14 protein-coding genes are annotated in these 17365 nt (G+C 42.3%); 3 read left to right on the top strand and 11 right to left on the bottom strand.

What is annotated here, in order from left to right:
* Window positions 1-70 precede the first annotated feature (70 nt).
* Window positions 71-1315 (top strand): acyltransferase family protein, encoded by a 1245-nt coding sequence (locus tag BM294_RS07330; protein WP_091206286.1) that lies wholly within the window; start codon window positions 71-73, stop codon window positions 1313-1315.
* Entirely contained in the window at window positions 1294-2331 is a 1038-nt protein-coding gene (locus BM294_RS07335; RefSeq protein WP_242944474.1) for a glycosyltransferase family 2 protein, read from the top strand. Before BM294_RS07330 ends, BM294_RS07335 begins: the two co-directional genes overlap by 22 nt.
* Here the strand turns inward: BM294_RS07335 and BM294_RS07340 are convergent.
* From BM294_RS07340 to rfbA, 11 genes are all read right to left on the bottom strand, one after another.
* Window positions 2273-3721, bottom strand: coding sequence for a lipopolysaccharide biosynthesis protein (locus tag BM294_RS07340; protein ID WP_091206289.1), 1449 nt, complete (start codon window positions 3719-3721; stop codon window positions 2273-2275). The two genes, BM294_RS07335 and BM294_RS07340, sit on opposite strands and share 59 nt — an antisense overlap.
* Window positions 3711-4715 (bottom strand): glycosyltransferase, encoded by a 1005-nt coding sequence (locus BM294_RS07345; protein ID WP_091206292.1) that lies wholly within the window; start codon window positions 4713-4715, stop codon window positions 3711-3713. The genes BM294_RS07340 and BM294_RS07345 overlap by 11 nt, the downstream gene beginning before the upstream one ends.
* Window positions 4716-5043: 328 nt before the next feature.
* The gene (locus tag BM294_RS07350) at window positions 5044-6015 is read right to left on the bottom strand and encodes a glycosyltransferase family 2 protein (RefSeq protein ID WP_091206295.1); all 972 of its coding nucleotides are present in this window, start codon (window positions 6013-6015) and stop codon (window positions 5044-5046) included.
* Window positions 6012-6848: an NAD-dependent epimerase/dehydratase family protein gene (locus BM294_RS07355; RefSeq protein ID WP_091206297.1), complete on the bottom strand. Its 837-nt coding sequence runs from the start codon at window positions 6846-6848 to the stop codon at window positions 6012-6014. Before BM294_RS07355 ends, BM294_RS07350 begins: the two co-directional genes overlap by 4 nt.
* Window positions 6849-6877: 29 nt before the next feature.
* Window positions 6878-7864, bottom strand: a complete 987-nt coding sequence (locus BM294_RS07360) for a WaaS/CpsH family glycosyltransferase (protein ID WP_091206300.1) — start codon at window positions 7862-7864, stop codon at window positions 6878-6880.
* Entirely contained in the window at window positions 7845-8834 is a 990-nt protein-coding gene (locus BM294_RS07365) for a glycosyltransferase family 8 protein (RefSeq protein ID WP_330389837.1), read from the bottom strand. The genes BM294_RS07360 and BM294_RS07365 overlap by 20 nt, the downstream gene beginning before the upstream one ends.
* Before the next feature lie 136 nt (window positions 8835-8970).
* Window positions 8971-10725 carry a 2-isopropylmalate synthase gene (gene leuA / locus BM294_RS07370; protein ID WP_091206302.1) on the bottom strand — a complete coding sequence of 585 codons (1755 nt, stop codon included), beginning with the start codon at window positions 10723-10725 and terminating at the stop codon, window positions 8971-8973.
* A gap of 157 nt (window positions 10726-10882) precedes the next feature.
* Entirely contained in the window at window positions 10883-12247 is a 1365-nt protein-coding gene (gene glmM, locus BM294_RS07375) for a phosphoglucosamine mutase (protein ID WP_091206305.1), read from the bottom strand.
* A 207-nt stretch (window positions 12248-12454) separates the two neighbouring features.
* The gene (gene rfbD / locus BM294_RS07380; protein ID WP_091206364.1) at window positions 12455-13378 is read right to left on the bottom strand and encodes a dTDP-4-dehydrorhamnose reductase; all 924 of its coding nucleotides are present in this window, start codon (window positions 13376-13378) and stop codon (window positions 12455-12457) included.
* A gap of 83 nt (window positions 13379-13461) precedes the next feature.
* Window positions 13462-14496, bottom strand: a complete 1035-nt coding sequence (rfbB, locus tag BM294_RS07385; protein ID WP_091206307.1) for a dTDP-glucose 4,6-dehydratase — start codon at window positions 14494-14496, stop codon at window positions 13462-13464.
* Between the two features lie 140 nt (window positions 14497-14636).
* Window positions 14637-15527, bottom strand: coding sequence for a glucose-1-phosphate thymidylyltransferase RfbA (gene rfbA / locus BM294_RS07390; protein WP_091206311.1), 891 nt, complete (start codon window positions 15525-15527; stop codon window positions 14637-14639).
* A 394-nt stretch (window positions 15528-15921) separates the two neighbouring features.
* Between rfbA and mnmA the strand changes: the two genes are divergently transcribed.
* Window positions 15922-17028: a tRNA 2-thiouridine(34) synthase MnmA gene (gene mnmA, locus BM294_RS07395; protein WP_091206315.1), complete on the top strand. Its 1107-nt coding sequence runs from the start codon at window positions 15922-15924 to the stop codon at window positions 17026-17028.
* The last annotated feature ends 337 nt before the right edge of the window (window positions 17029-17365 follow it).

Raw genomic sequence — 17365 nt, forward strand, 5'->3', positions numbered from 1 at the left:
TCCGCTTTTTCTATTGTTATAACGATGTATATGCTATAATATTTAGCCATGAGCGTTTTAGGAGATCACTATGACTAATATATCGAAAAAGCAGGACCTTTCCGTTGAGTTGCTCCGCATCATTGCCTGTCTCATGGTCATCATGATTCATGTACGTCCTTTTCCTTTCTCAGGCGATAATCTGCGGGATGCAGTCATCCTCATATATGTACTTAATGGCCCGGCAGTTGCTTCATTTCTTTTGATAAGCGGTTTCTTTATAAGTAAAAAACAATCCCTTATCCATGTATGGCTACGTTTTCTAAAAGGAATCATACTTCCTGCGGCAGTTTTCGTATTCGTCCTCGGAATGATACGCACATGGATCGATCATCCCGAAATAAGTATCCTGACAAGCATATCCTTGGCAAATCCGCTTAAGGCGTTAACTGATATGGCACAGGGATTTCTCGCCTTTGACACCGTACGTTTCGGAATATATGCAGATCACCTATGGTACATTTTCAGTCATGCGGAGATAATGCTCTGGATGACTGTCATATTGCCACTTGTGCGCCATGACGAACAAAACATGCTAAAGCTTTTGCTGGCTTTTGCCGCCATACATTTCACATTACAAAACCTCAGCGCATTGGTTATACTTCCATTCAGCCTGTATACATTTCCAGCAATAGGAAAACCCTCCATGTATGCGATAGCAGGTTATCTATTCTATTCATGGGTAAAACGCATTCGTGAACCTGACAACAGATCAGCCATTCAGACATCAAACCATTCAGACATCAACTCTGTTTCATCGATGGGAACAGACGCCGGATTGAATATACATGTACATAATCCCGCCGTATACACTTTCATATTCTTCCTTGTGTTCCTTACATCATCAGTTTTTCTCTTTATGCTTCAAAAGCATATATATGTTGCAGGACTGATGTCAGGAAGATCCCCATCCGACCTTAATACTGACTACTATTTTACAAGTTGGAACGGTATGATTTGTGCATTGCAGACCATTTCTCTCAGCGGTATGGTATTATTACTTCCGACTCAAAAATGGAACAGTATGATACGTACCGCTATCAAGTCATTTGGCGGCTGTACATTCCATATTTATCTGATACACTACATATTTACAAATCATTTTCGTGCCATAGGCCTTGAAGGTATTGTACGGAACCTGTTCGGAGAGAGTTCTCAAGGTCTCATACTATATACCCTCATGTACTCAATCTTTGTATTTATGTTCAGCGCATCACTTATCTTTATATACAGAAAGCTTTGGAAAACAATATTATGCCTATTTCAGAAAAAATAAGAACTCTGGTAGTAATACCAAACTATAACGGTCTAAGATTCCTTGATGACTGCATGAAGGCTCTTGATGCACAGACCGCAACGGATTTTATCACTCTTGTCATTGATAACGGTTCAGGGGAAGCTGATAAAGACTGGCTGACAAACTGGCAGACAAAGGATCCTCTCCATAGACAGCTTATACTCAATGCAGATAATCTCGGTTTTTCGGGAGCTGTAAATCAGGGCATACAGTGGGCCATGGATAATGATATAGAGTTTACTCTTCTGCTCAATAACGATACAAAAGTCAGACCCGGCTTTATAGAAGCTCTTGAGAATCGTATGGATAAGGATGCCCAATCCCGCATTTTTGCCATCTCAAGCAAGATGATCAAAATGCACGACAATTCCATCATGGATGACGCTGGTGATCAGTATACTGTTCTTGGCTGGCAGTTTCAAAGAGGTCTTGATGAGCCCTCCGGACTTCCTGTGTGGAACAAAGAGGCTTCTGTATTTTCGGCCTGCGCCGGCGCTGCCATGTACAGGACTTCTCTGTTCTCAAAAACCGGGCTTTTTGATTTAAATCACTTTGCATACCTTGAAGATATAGACTTATGCTTCAGAGCTCAGCTTTATGGTTATAATGTCATTTACTCTCCTGAGGCTGTTGTTGAGCATGTAGGTTCCGGCACCAGTGGTTCAAAGTATAATGACTTTAAAGTCAGAATCAGTTCAAGAAACTCTGTCTATCTCTTATATAAGAACATGCCGGCATTTATGATTCTTTTAAACATACTGCCCATTCTTTTCGGATTTCTTATCAAACAGCTTTTCTTCATTAAAAACGGATTTGGGAAAGCTTACTTTACAGGTTTCATAGAAGGCATCAAAAATACCAAAACGCTAAAAAGGGCAAAATTAAATGAGGTACCGCCTATGCGATACCTCACGATAGAAATAAGATTGATTGCAGCTACATTTGAGTACGCTTCGAAGCTAATCCGAAGATATACATCAAAGGCTCACGATTAAAAAAACAAGAAAAAACAAGGTAAACGACAGCCCCCACAGCCATCTGAATCAACAATGTAATAATGGCAGGAAGCATAAAATACTGTATGCTCCATACTACAGCTCCCATCAGGAACGAAATGATCAGGGATGGAAGAACCTCTCTCCACTGTCTCAAAGGGCCATAGCCTATAAGATTTCCTGTAGGCCATGCATTGATAACGGTACATATATATTCATCGATGACCTTAAGTATAAGCATCGGCCATATACCAAATGATAAACTAAGCACAAGGATAACTATTCCGAGTGCTTTTTTTATTATCTCAAGCTTCAAAAACAGATCCGAACGCCCCATGGCATTAATGACCTGAAGATTGATGATATGTATAGGGTAAACGGCATAACTTACTGCCAAAAGCACAAGATACGGCGCGGCAACTATCCACTTATCCGTAAGAAGAAGCACCACCAAAGGTCTCGCCACAGCAGCAAGTCCGGCCATCATCGGAAATATCACAAATGCACTGAGTCTTATGGATCTGCTTGTCATACGTCTCAATACCTCAGGATCATCCTGTTCCTTACTGTATGCAGGCAACATAACCGACTGAATAGCAGTGGAAAGATTGGTAGCTATGATCTTCGGAAACTGCTCGCCCCTATTGTAAGCCCCAAGGTCGGCACTGGAATACTTCTTGCCGATTATCAGGCCGTAAATGTTTTGCCATACCGCATCTATCAGTCCTGATGCAAGTATCTTCCAGCCAAATGAAAACAACTGCTTCAAACGACTTGTGCGGAAGAGTATATGCGGATACCACTTCACAGTCATAAGCATAACGATCATGAGAGAGAAGAAGTACACTATCTGCTGAGCTGCCATTGCCCACACACCATAACCTTGAAACGCCAATACTATGGAAACAGCTCCGGATATGATAACTGCAATCATCGTTGACTGAAATAGCTGCCTGAATCTGAGATTCCTGGCCACATATGCTGTCTGTATTGACACAACTCCGCCTGGAAACAAAACCACTCCCATGACTCTCACAAGTTCGCGAAGAACCGGAGTATCATAGTAACCGGCAATCCATGGCGCAATGCCGAACAGCACACCATAACAAATGAGCGCCAGAAGCATACTCATCCAAAACACAGAACTATAGTCTTCCTCTTCTATTTCCTTACCCTGAACAAGTGCAGTGGCAAATCCCGACTGTACAAAGGTGTTGGCTATAGCTATAAATATGGTGATCAGACTAATGGTTCCATATTCCTCCGGAGTCATAAGTCGCGCCAAAACAAGCGCCACAACAAACTGAATCCCCTGTGAACCGCACTGCTCCAGAATTTTCCAAAACAGTCCCCTGATCACTTTCGATTTTAAATTATTGTTATCTATCATTTTTTCTTTCTCGCAGCCATTTGTATAGCTTCGGCATGCGATATTCAAATCCTATAAAAAATCTGTCACGCAGATTGAGTTCTTTATAAAACTCTCTGTTATCAGCACTGTATATCGCCTTAAAGTCCCGTGTATTAACTTTCGTCAGAAATTCATTTCTTCCACCTGCTCTCATAGCAGCTTCATGAAATCTTCCGCCCGTCTCCTCATCAAAGCTTTTATACATCTTCCAAAGCTCCGATGCAAACTTCTCTTGTTTCTTCACATAATCTCCGGTCATTTGACTTTCTGTCCATGAACCTCCTATGGAAAAACGATATACACTCATAGCTTCATCGAAATAGTAGCTGTCGCCGGCCGCCGCCGCCATGAGTTCCAACGGTCTGTCGCCTACCGGACAATCCACATAGTAATCCGGCAGTTTTTCAACGATACTTCTCCTTAGCAGGAAGCTTGCAAAGGGCGATCCGATGGCTTTATCCACAAGTTCCTCAGGTTTAACCACACGTGACTGTTTATAAGGTCGCATTAGTTCTCCATTAACAAGAGCGCCATCCTCGGTCACTACCCTGGCAGAATGGAATGTAAAAACGCACTGAGGATGCGCTTCCATATAGTCAACCTGTTTCTGAAGTTTTCGGGGATCACACCAGTAGTCATCACCATCCGTAAGAGCTACATACTTCCCGATTGCTCTCGGAAAATTAAAGGCACCTGAAATATTGGTTATCCCCTTACTGTATTGGTTCTCTTTCCTGAGTATCGGTTTAATGATATCCGGATACTTTTCCTGATAGCTTCTGATGATTTCCTGAGCGTTATCGATAGACGCATCATCGTGGATGAGAATCTCAATCTCGAAATTTCTCTCCTGCCCCAATATATGGTCAAGACATGTACCTATATACTTTCCGTGGTTGTATGTCACTACACATACAGAGACCATCACAGGTTTATCATGTTCATTATTTACTTCAGTCTCTACTTTACTCATTGTATCGCCTTCTGTTTCAATTAACCTTCAAAACTCTATATCCTATACCACACATGACGTATATAAAAATGCTTTCGTTCCCACTGTAATTCAAAACATTTCCATGTCAGATTTTACACTCACACCATTATATATCTGTATCTATCAGATGTATGGCAAGAAAATGTAATGGATGGTTGCCAAGGCTTGCGAGTAGAAAGAATATCATGGTTTACATGTCCGAGACCGGATGCACATTGTGCAGACGAGACGAACATGTAAACCATGATGTACTTTCAATCGAGTGAGCCGGCGACCGCCATTGCATTTTCTGAACTCAGTCAATACCTCACTTTATAAACAAGCATTCCCCCACAGTTCTATGCAACATATTGTAGGTAAAACCATGATTTAGTATTATGAATATCTTTTCGAGTCTATTCCTTGTCGGTATACTGATAAAACTATCCAGCAAATCTTTCTGCTTCTCCGTAAGCCTGTCATCGTACATATCCCGGAAGCATCTTGCCTGTTCAAACATTTCCATGTATACATTGCGGGAATGTTCATCCATCTCAGCCTTTGTCTTCCCGTCTTTTCTGCCGATTCCGAAACGTCCAAGCACCTCCATGATACGTGAGCCCTTCTCTGCACCGAGAACATTATCTCCGTGCTGTCTGTACTTATAGAGAGACTCCGGAATGAAACGAATCTCTCCGAAAGCTGCCGCAACCAACGCTATCCACTGGTCATGCATCACACAATGTTCCGGCACCGCAGTTATAAGTTCCGCCAGTGCACGATTTATCATCATGGCTCCTCCTACAATATTATTCTGTACGAGCAGCTGACTAAGTGATTTTCTCGACGGCGTCATCTTCTGATACTCCACATAGCTGGGAGATATAGTTTTCAACTCCTTATCAACAACCAGTGAGTCACAGTGAACAAGAAGCGGCTTATCATGACCGTAAATCACTTCAAGAGCCTTCATCTCTTCCAGAGACTTCTCCATCTTGTCACCGTTCCAGACATCATCCTGGTCTGACAACATGATGTAATCACTGTCTCCATACTGTTTTTCTGAAATCAGCTTAAGAAAATGTCTTTCAGCACTTCCCGTAGGAGGACTCTGCTGTATAAGTCTGATTCGTCCATTGTGCTTCTCCATCAGCTCATTTACTACTGTCAATGTTTCATCCGACGAACCGTCATCCGACACCACTATGTCGAAATCACTGCAGTTCTGAGCCATAATGGATTCAATTTGCTCTTTAACATACTGCGCACCGTTATAGGTGCATAAAAGGACAGTAATCATTTCGCTTCTCTTTTCTCCATAATCCTTCTGATAATTGTATCATCACCCCATACGGCCTTACTATCGTATGGTCTGTCGGGAAATGCTCCGTACTTAAGTCTTATACTGTACTGATTCTCTCTTATGAATCTTTCAACTCTTTCTGAAAGTTTCTCCGGAAAACCTGAGCAGGCATTGATGATACCTTTATGCTCTGTCTGCTCTATAACTGCAGCAAGCATGTCACAAAATCTGTCATAGTCAATGAAATCCCACTGATTCTGTCCCATAGTAAACGGAAACTCACTGTCACCACGTTTTTCAGCGGCTGTAATCTTGGAGAAGATAGATGAACCGTACTCCGAATTTCCTACTATATAGTAACCTCTGACCCACTGAAACACAGTTTCACTGTTCTTACACAAAAGTTCTATTGCCTGTCTTAAAGCATTTTTCGAGATACCGTAAAGAGACTGTGGATTGCATGGTGTGTCAGGCTTGATTGAGCCCTCAAAAAAACCTATCTCATGCATGGATCCCATAACCGTCATCTGTCTGATGCCACTCTTTATCAGCTTTTCCAGAAATGCATAATGCTTTGGTAAATCCTCTATATGAGATGGATCGTTATGAACAAAACCATTTCTCCATGCTAAATGAAAGCAGGCATCCGGCTCTCCGAAAAACTCATAAGGTTCATCAAGCCCGAAGAGATCAGTGGCTTTTCGCTCCGCTCGCGGGTCAATGTGCTCTACACGGAAATCCGTGGCAACAACTTCATGCCCGTCATCCAATAGCTGTCTCACCAGTCCCTGTCCTATATATCCGTTTGCACCGGTTACAAGTATCTTCATCTAAATCTGTATCTCCAACATTAATTACTTTAATCACAAAGAATGTCCTCTAAAAAGCCTTCAAGGCTGTATCTTTCATACACATCCTTTGCTATATCATGATAAGGGGTTTCAAGGAACTCCTTTGGTATATCGAAATCATCAGGATCATAAATGCAGACATTATCAGGATCGTAAAAGTCCGTATCAAGTACATGCCGGTTGTTGGTTACAAGCTTACATTTATGACCCACCGATTCTATGGTACGCATGCTTAATCCGTTTTGCTGCGGAAATGTATAGTCTACAAAACATCTCGTATGATTGTAAACATCAACTGTGTCCTTCATAGGCAAAGACGCAAAATGAAGCTCACCCGATGCTCCTTTATACAACGGATTTCTCTTTAAAACAGCCTCTTTGATATACTGAAGTCTGGGTACATAAATATAGCTGAATACTTTCTTACCATATCCTTCAGCCACCTTTTTTAGTGCAAGAAGAATCTGCATTCGTCTTGTGTGCATGGAACAAAGAAAGATAAGATCATATTTCTTTTCTTCAGTATCCACACACTCTTCTCTCTTGAAAAACAAAGGTCTGTAATTCCAGTTGTAATTCTCCGAATCAACCGGATCAAAGGTATAAATATCCTGAAAATGAGGATTAATCCTTGTCTGATCGGAAAATGTTGCAACGCTGTCCCACTGATATATCTTGAATCTCGCGTCCTTGAATCTGGTCTTAAGCATCTCTATGACTTCATCAGTCATCCACTGTCCCTTGATAACAAAAACTGTATCAATACCAAGCGGCACATCCTTTGTTTTATCCTCATAATACTCACGCACTATTTTATCCCTAAGCTTCTTAGTATAGAACATAGCAAGCTTTTTCAGGAATCCCTGTGCGTGAATATTGGTATCTATCAGATAAACCTGATTTCCTGATTCCATCAGGCATCTCTCAATATCCTTCTCATAATTATAAAAAAACGGCATAATGAGAAGAATTTTTTTACTTTTTAACTTTATCATTGTAATACTTATCCGAAATGTACTGGCGTATACGAGGGGCAATAAACGTTGCAACATTCATCATATGGTATGCTGCCATGTAGAACTCCTTACCCTTTACTTTGGCATTGTCCATGAATGGAGTCAGCTTAAGATATTTATCATACGCTCGACTGTAATGATTAAGGTTCCCTCTGTTCCATGGACGTTCATCAGATGCATAATGTACTATGTGCGGATGATGCTTAGCCAGATGGAAACTCTCTCTGGACTCTCCTGCGGCATAGGAAGAAGACTTCTCCACAAGTGTAGAGTACCTGAAATAGTAGTAATTGGTTATAAAATCATAAGTCTGACCTATTCTCTTTATACGATCCTTCAGAACGTAGTTTAAAATATCCTGATCATTAAAAGGGAGCTTTCCACCCATTACATTGTAATAATCAAGGCAATCTGATTCCATATTCTCAGAACGCCACAATGAAAGATTGAACAGTATAACACCTGCGTTAAAATAATTATCCTCCTCAGTAAGTCCTATGATATCTTTGACATCTGGATAAATCGTTGGCTCTGCCGCCATGGCAGCTATGCAATTGTTAAGTCTCAGGTTGTAAAGTCCTGACAGACTTCTCAGAACTACCGTATCACAATCCAGATACAATGCCTTGGTAACCGTTTCCGGAAGAATCGACCCCATGAGCAGTCTCGCAAGTGTAGTAATACGAAATCTCCCGGTATCAAGTCCCGGAATTCTGTCCTTAAGCTCCTGCATGAGCCCCTCTATAGGATAAAAGGTCACCTTTCGTCCGTACAGCTTAATCATCTGTCGTACCTTTTCCTTATTCTCCTCGGAAATAGCATCTGACAATATATGAAAAGTAAGCTGTTCTCCTCTATTATGTTCAATCAACGAAACAATGGAGACTGCCATATGCTGACAGTATCCATTATCTGAAGCATATACAATATTCATATCTATATAACACATATGACCGGCTTGTTTAAGCCGGTCAGTTTAACCTGTATTTATGGCAGTATCGATATAACACAGATATCTATCCGTCGGGCTTTTGTCCATATGCAAAAGCGGCTTTTTATCTCGATTTCCACCAAAAAATTTAATTTTATGAGTTACCAAACAGTGCCTTCGGCTTCTCGGTTCCTCTATTCTGCTCTACACGCTTCTTTCCGGCAGCCTCAGCCTCTTCCTTGAAGTAAAGACGGTTAACTGCACTGAAGATACCACGAATTGAAGAACGTGTCACATTGGAAGATATACCTACGCCATAGCTTGTCTTTCCGCTGTCCACATCCAAAAGGTGAATATAGGATACAGCCTTTGCTCCGGAGCCAAGTCCCAATGCATGCTCCTGATAGTCCAAAACCTTGGCATTGATCCCAATCTCATGATTAAGACCTGAAACAACCGCATCGATAGGGCCATTACCAACACCACCGAAAGTCTGCATATTTCCGTGATTCATATAAGTAACATTCGCAAGTGTGGTGTAGCTGTCGTCCTCTCCGTTTTCCGTATCTGTCATGCGGATATTCTTGAAGTGCATCGGTTCCTTCGTCTGAACATATCTTGCATCGAAGATATCGAAGATCTCCTGTGGTGAAACCTCTCCTTCCTGCTCAGAAAGTGCCTGTACATAATCTGCGAACTCTCTCTGCATTCCCTTGGGCAGCTTGTAACCAAACTGGGAATCCATAACAAAGGCAACCCCGCCTTTTCCGGACTGGGAATTGATACGAACGATAGGCTCGTACATTCTTCCGATATCCGAAGGATCGATAGGAAGGTAAGGCACCTCCCAAATCTGGGAATTTCTCTCCTTCATAGCCTGAACACCCTTATTGATGGCATCCTGATGAGAACCCGAAAAAGCCGTAAATACAAGAGCTCCTGCATATGGTGCTCTTGGAGGAATGCTCATCTTTGTACATCTCTCATATACTTCCTTTATAGAATTGATATCTTCAAGATTGAGCTTCGGATCAACACCGTGTGAGAACATATTGTAAGCAAGTGTCAGGATGTCAACATTACCGGTTCTCTCTCCATTACCGAAAAGAGTTCCCTCAACTCTGTCAGCACCTGCCAGCATGGCAAGCTCCGTAGAAGCAACACCTTCTCCTCTGTCATTATGAGGATGAACGGAAACGATCACATGCTCACGATGTTTTAAATGTTTACACATATACTCTATTTGGTCAGCATAAACATTGGGTGTATTCATCTCAACTGTAGACGGAAGATTGATGATAACTTCTCTTCCTTCTCCACACTCCCAGGCATCAAGAACAGCATTGCAGATCTCTGCAGCATAATCCATCTCTGTTCCTGTGAAAGACTCCGGAGAATACTCAAGACGTATTTTTCCGGGGAAGTCCTTTGCGTACTTTTTAACCAAAGCCGTACCCGTAAGGGCGATATCTATGATCTCTTCCTTTGACTTATGGAAAACAACATCGCGCTGTAGAACAGAGGTTGAATTATAAATATGTACGATAGCCTTATCAAGTCCTGTAAGACATTCAAATGTCTTTTCCAGCTGCTCTGCACGACACTGTACAAGCACCTGTACTGTAACATCTGAAGGAATCATCTTACGCTCTATAAGCTGTCTGAGGAAATCGTACTCAATCTGTGATGCAGCCGGAAAACCGACCTCAATCTCCTTGAAACCAAGCTTTACCAACATCTGGAAAAACTCGATCTTCTCCTCAACACTCATCGGGTCAACAAGTGCCTGATTTCCATCACGAAGATCCACCGAACACCATACAGGTGCCTCGGTTATCTCATTGTCAACCCATGTTCTTTCCGGATATTTAAACGCCGGAAATCTTCTGTAACGCTTGTAATTCAACATATGTTATCTCCCTTTCTATCCCGCACCTCCGGTTCCGGATTATATCCGGTGAAACCGTCAGCGCCATATATCAGATTGTTTGAATCTGACACATCCTGTGAAGTTTCTGTCTAAATTACCGCCCTTAGAGAGCTCCCCACATTACTCCATTATATAATCACTTAACAGAGAGAACTAGTCCCCTCTCTTTCATAACATCTATAACCTGATCAACATACTTTTCGCACTTTGAAAGAGTATCGGCCTCCACCATAACTCTTACGAGAGGTTCTGTACCGGATGCGCGAAGAAGTATTCTTCCTGAAGATCCAAGCTCCTCAGTCACCTTATCAACAGCCTTAAGAACCTCTTCATCCTTCTGCGCCATTTCCTTGTCCTGTACCTTGACATTCTTTAGAACCTGTGGAAACACAGTAAACGGTGATGCAAGTTCCTTCAGAGACTTCTTCTTTGCAAGCATGGTCTCCATAACCTTGATTGAAGTAAGAATTCCGTCACCTGTTGTGGCATGACGCATAAAAATGATATGTCCGGACTGCTCTCCGCCGAGAGCGAAACCATTCTGTGACATGTTCTCGTAAACGAATCTGTCACCAACTTTGGTCTTCTCATATTTGATACCGACTTCGTCAAGAGCCTTGTATAATCCGAAGTTTGACATAACAGTGGTAACTATAGTGTCATCCTGAAGCTGACCCTGCTCTTTCATATAGCAGCCGCAAACATACATGATCTGATCACCATCGATGAGATTGCCTTCCTCGTCTACAGCAAGGCATCTGTCTGCATCTCCATCATAGGCAAATCCTACATCACATCCATGTTCACGGACAAAGTTCTGAAGAGATTCGATATGGGTTGAACCGCAATTCTCGTTAATATTTACACCGTTAGGCTCGTTATGAATAACATGTGTATCTGCACCGAGAGCGTCAAATACAGATTTGGCAATAGAAGATGCCGAACCGTTTGAACAGTCCAGTGCCACTTTCTTGCCCTTGAAGCTCTTAGTCGCAAGAGAAATAAGATAACCGATATATCTGTTTCTACCAGCAGCGAAATCCACAGTTCTTCCGACATTTTCTCTTACAGCCAAAGGAACTTCCGGAGTCTTTCCGTCAAGATATGCCTCAATCTTTTCGATAACATCTTCGCCAAGCTTCTCACCATTTCCATTGATAACCTTCAATCCGTTATCATAAAACGGATTGTGTGATGCAGAAATCATGACGCCGCAATCAAAATCCTCTGATCTTGCAACATACGCAACAGAAGGAGTGGTTGTTACGTGAAGAAGATATGCATCTGCCCCTGTTGCTGTGATACCGGCTGCAATAGAATACTCAAACATGTAGCTTGAACGACGGGTATCCTTACCTATTACTATTCTGCAGCGCTCTCCTTCCTTCTTGCCCTGTCCGTAGTACCAGCCAAGGAACTTTCCCACTCGAAATGCACTGTCTGCGGTAAGATTAACATTTGCCTCTCCGCGATAGCCATCTGTTCCAAAATATTTGCCCATAATTCACTCCTATTGTTTTGAAATCCCACACTCTGAACATTCTTTATCGAGCATGAAATCAATAACACTTTCCACACTATGTGTGCTTAATCCTAATCAGCGAAAGGTAAGCCATCTATAATCCCTGTCCGAATTTTCGACCCAACGCATCAATCTGCATTGAGAATCCGTGTCCGGACATCTTAGTATCCAGGAAAGCGATTCCTGTCAATCCTCAGTTTCCTTCAAAGCTTCAAGATATCTCGAAAGTGCATCCTGCCATGTCGGAAGCGGCTTAAATCCATTTTCAACAAGCTTTGACTTATCAAGCCTTGAGTTAAACGGACGAGCTGCCTTACTGAGACCGTACTCAGCTGTTGTCACAGGCAGAACCTCTGTCTTAAGTCCGGCCTGACGATATATCTCCTTTGTAAAATCATACCAGCTGATATAACCGCCCTCATTTGTCGCATGATAGTATCCGTACTTTTCAGTTTCAAGCATGTCTACAAGCAGTACGGATAAATCAAGAGTATAGGTAGGTGTACCGATCTGATCATTAACCACACGAACTGTATCGTGAGTCTTTCCTACATTCAGCATAGTCTTGATGAAATTCTTTCCGTTAAGTCCGAATACCCATGCAATACGAACGATAAAATACTTATCCAGTGTCTCTGAAACAGCAAGCTCTCCGCCAAGCTTTGTTTCACCATAGTAGTTAAGAGGTGCATAGTCTTTGCAATCCGCCTTCCATGGCTCAGTACCCTGTCCGTTGAATACATAATCCGTTGAAATGTAGATCATCTTCGCATCAAGCTTTTTGGCAACGTCAGCGATATTCTTCGCTCCGTCAATGTTTATGGCCTTTACCTTATCCTTTTTATCTTCATCCTCGGCTAGGTCAACTGCTGTCCATGCCGCGCAATGCACGATGACATCGGGAGCAGCCTCTGTTATAACACGGTCAACCTGCTCACGGTCTGTGATATCCATGGAAACATATGGCATCCCGGTTACCGCACTACCATCCTGAATTCCACTGTAAACAGCCTCTATTCCGGAACCTATTCCCTCGTGACCTCTCCTTGCAAGTTCATTCATGACATCATGGCCAAGCTGTCCGCAGACACCTGTAACAAATACTTTCAAACTTTTTCTCACTTTCTTTTTATGTAACTTAAGCGCAGGAGTGCAACAAACACCCTGCGCTATCTCTTTAAAGGAATGACTTATCAATCTGTAAGTCCCTTACCCTTTACATACATTTTGTCAAAATAGCTCTCATACTCACCGGAAATGATATGCTCCCACCACTCCTTGTTGTTGAGATACCAGTCAATGGTTACAGGGATACCTGTATCAAATGTAAACTCAGGCTTCCATCCAAGCTCTGTCTCCATCTTTGTAGGATCCATAGCATATCTCTGATCATGACCCGGTCTGTCCTTAACGTACTCAATGAGTGACTCAGGCTTTCCGAGTGCCTTAAGGATAGTCTTAACAACCTCAAGGTTTGTTCTCTCGTTGTGCCCGCCGATATTGTAAACCTCACCAACCTTTCCGTTACGAACGATAAGGTCGATAGCCTTACAGTGATCTGTTACATAGAGCCAGTCACGAACATTGGCACCGTTTCCGTATACCGGGATCTTCTCATCGTTAAGCGCTCTTGAGATAACAAGCGGAATAAGCTTCTCAGGGAAGTGATATGGTCCGTAGTTGTTTGAGCATCTTGAAATGGTTGTAGGAATACCGAATGTTCTGTGGTATGCCATAACAAAAAGGTCTGCTGATGCCTTTGATGCAGAGTATGGTGAAGATGCCTTGATCTTGTTATCCTCTGTGAAGAAAAGGTCAGGTCTGTCAAGTGGAAGGTCTCCGTATACCTCATCAGTTGATACCTGATGATATCTCTTGATTCCGTACTCCTTACATGCATCAAGAAGTGTAACTGTTCCGCCTACGTTTGTCTTAAGGAAGATTCCCGGATCAGCCACTGAACGGTCCACATGAGACTCTGCTGCAAAGTTAATGATTACATCAGGCTTCTCCTCTTCAAAAAGTCTGAAGATAAACTCTCTGTCAGCGATATCTCCCTTTACAAACTTATAGTTTGGCTTGCCCTCAAGTGGTGCAAGTGTCTCAAGATTTCCTGCATAGGTAAGTGCATCAAGGCAGATCCACTGATCATCAGGATAAGTATTAACAGCAAAATGCATGAAGTTGCCGCCGATAAAACCGGCGCCGCCTGTTACTATATATTTCATCTGATTCTCCATTCTATATGCCGACCACAGTGATCAGCCATATGTAACGTATTGTATTCTGTAATGCAGAAGGGCTCCACTCTGACCCATGATAAAAACATGGCATCACCATAATCAGAACCGGAAGCCAGCCGCATATATCACTCTGTAAGCTTATCTACATACTTACCGTCAAGGATATCCTTGAGATATCGTCCGTACTCATTCTTCTTGTACATCTCATAAGCTTCCTGAACCTTCTCAGCGTCAATCCAGCCATTAAGGTAGGCAATCTCTTCAAGACATGCGATCTTACGATGCTCATGAGTCTCAATGGTATGAACGAAGTTTGTAGCATCAACAAGAGACTCCTGGGTACCGGTGTCAAGCCATGTAAAGCCCTGTCCGAGAAGAGTCACATCAAGTTCACCATCCTCAAGATAGATTCTGTTAAGGTCTGTGATCTCAAGCTCACCTCTTGCTGAAGGCTTAAGGTTCTTTGCATACTCAACGACCTTATTGTCATAGAAATAAAGACCTGTCACACAGTAATTGGACTTAGGATGCTCAGGCTTCTCTTCAATAGAAATAGCCTTTCCATTCTTATCAAACTCAACGATACCAAATCTCTCAGGATCGTCAACATAATATCCGAAAACTGTAGCACCTGACTTCTTTGAAGCAGCACTTCTGAGAAGCTTTTTAAAACCGTGTCCTGAGAAAATGTTATCTCCGAGGATCATGGCTACTGAGTCATCACCAATAAACTCTGCACCAAGTATAAATGCCTGTGCAAGTCCGTCAGGAGACGGCTGTACTTTATATTCAAGATTGATTCCAAACTGACTACCGTCTCCAAGAAGTTCCTTGAATCTCGGTGTATCATTTGGAGTAGATATAAGCAGAATGTCACGAATGCCAGCATTCATAAGAACGCTGAGCGGATAATAGATCATCGGCTTGTCATAAATCGGAAGTAACTGTTTTGAGGTTACCTTTGTAAGCGGATATAATCTCGTACCGGAACCACCGGCAAGTATAATTCCCTTCATAAATGCTCCTTTTACTATCAGGTATGATAAAGCCCCCTCAAATTTGGGCATAGTTCACCCGACATGTATACATACTTTTTGAATTTTAACACAATAGGTACATATATACAAATCTAAATTTTATTAACTATAAAAATACAGAACGGCACCGGCTCACCCGATTGATTTTGCATGGTGTTAAAAAGTCCGGTTCGGATTGTACCGTTATACCTCCCGATACCTGTTTTACCTGTCAGATATACCATTAAGCCATACTCTCTTACACGCATCTCTTCAATTGTATTACGTCACTGTTGCCTTCAATAATCTTGATTAGCAGGAATTGTCATGTTATAGTCTCCTAAAATTAATCAGCAAACGTCATTATTCTATAAATAGAAGAAAGAAGAAATATATGTCTGAAAAAAAAGCATTGATTGCAATGAGCGGAGGAGTTGACAGTTCTGTTGCCGCCGCTCTCATGTGTGAAGCAGGTTTTGACTGCATTGGTGTAACCATGAAATTATATGATAGAGACTCCTCGGCAAACTGCCGCGATAACACATGCTGTACTCTGGAGGACACAGAGGATGCCCGACAGGTTGCCGACAGCCTTGATATGCCCTACTACGTCTTCAACTTCACAGAAGACTTTGACAGGCAGGTTATCGAGCGATTCGTGAAGACCTATCAGGCCGGAGGAACTCCAAATCCCTGTATTGAATGCAATCGCTATATGAAGCACGAAAAGCTTTATCACAAAGCCAAAGACCTTAACTGCGATTTCATTGTCACAGGTCACTACGCGCGCATAGAGCAGGATCCCGGCACCGGTCGCTGGCTTCTCAAGAAGTCCAGAAACATATCCAAAGATCAGAGTTACGTTCTGTACTTCATGAATCAGGAACAGCTCGCTCACACAAAGTTTCCTCTAGGTGATTTTGCTTCCAAAGATGAGGTGCGTGCCGAAGCAGAGAAACACGGATTTATAAATGCCCACAAACATGACTCACAGGACATCTGTTTTGTAGATGGTGATTACGGTGATTTCATCGAAGACTACACCGGAGAAACATTTGAACCCGGAAACTTCGTAGATACCGAAGGCAATGTCCTCGGGCAGCACAAGGGAATCATCCGCTACACTGTAGGGCAGCGCAAAGGCCTGGGTCTCGCACTCAAGCAGCCTATGTACGTGTGCGACAAGGACATGGAGAAAAATGAAGTCATCCTGACTGTAGGGCCTGAACTTTACTCAAAAGCACTCATCGCTGAAGACTTCAACTGGATACCTTTTGACACTCCGAAAGAGCCTGTAAAAGTCACCGTAAAAACACGTTACAAGGCAAAGGAAGTTCCTGCAACCGCAGAGGTTCTGCGAGATAAAAACGGAATTGCCACAGGACAGGTAAAAATCACATTTGATACTCCGGAACGTGCTGTCGCCATAGGTCAGGCAGTAGTTCTCTATGACGGTGATGTGGTAGTGGGCGGAGGAACCATAGTAAAATCCATAAAGTGATACGGGTGAGTATATCTTTCCATAACTTTCATGACAGATACCAAAAATGCAATATGTTCGCATAAATTTATTATTTCATAATTAATAAAAGCCTGTATTTCCAACACACTATCATGTTGAAAATACAGGCTTTTTAATATTCTTTAATAATATGACGTGAGGGTCAAAAGTATTTGCCACTCACTGATTAGCGCCAACGCACACATTCGTGTGCAATGTGCTGCTGAACACTCATAACTCACGTCCTTTTGCTATGCAAAACGACTACGTTATTCGTGTTCGGGCGGGTCATAAAGTCTCAAATCAACGTGCAAGCACGTGATTTGGTACTTTTGAC

Origin of the sequence: Oribacterium sp. WCC10, assembly GCF_900113415.1 — a bacterium.
Taxonomy (GTDB): Bacteria; Bacillota; Clostridia; order Lachnospirales; family Lachnospiraceae; genus Oribacterium.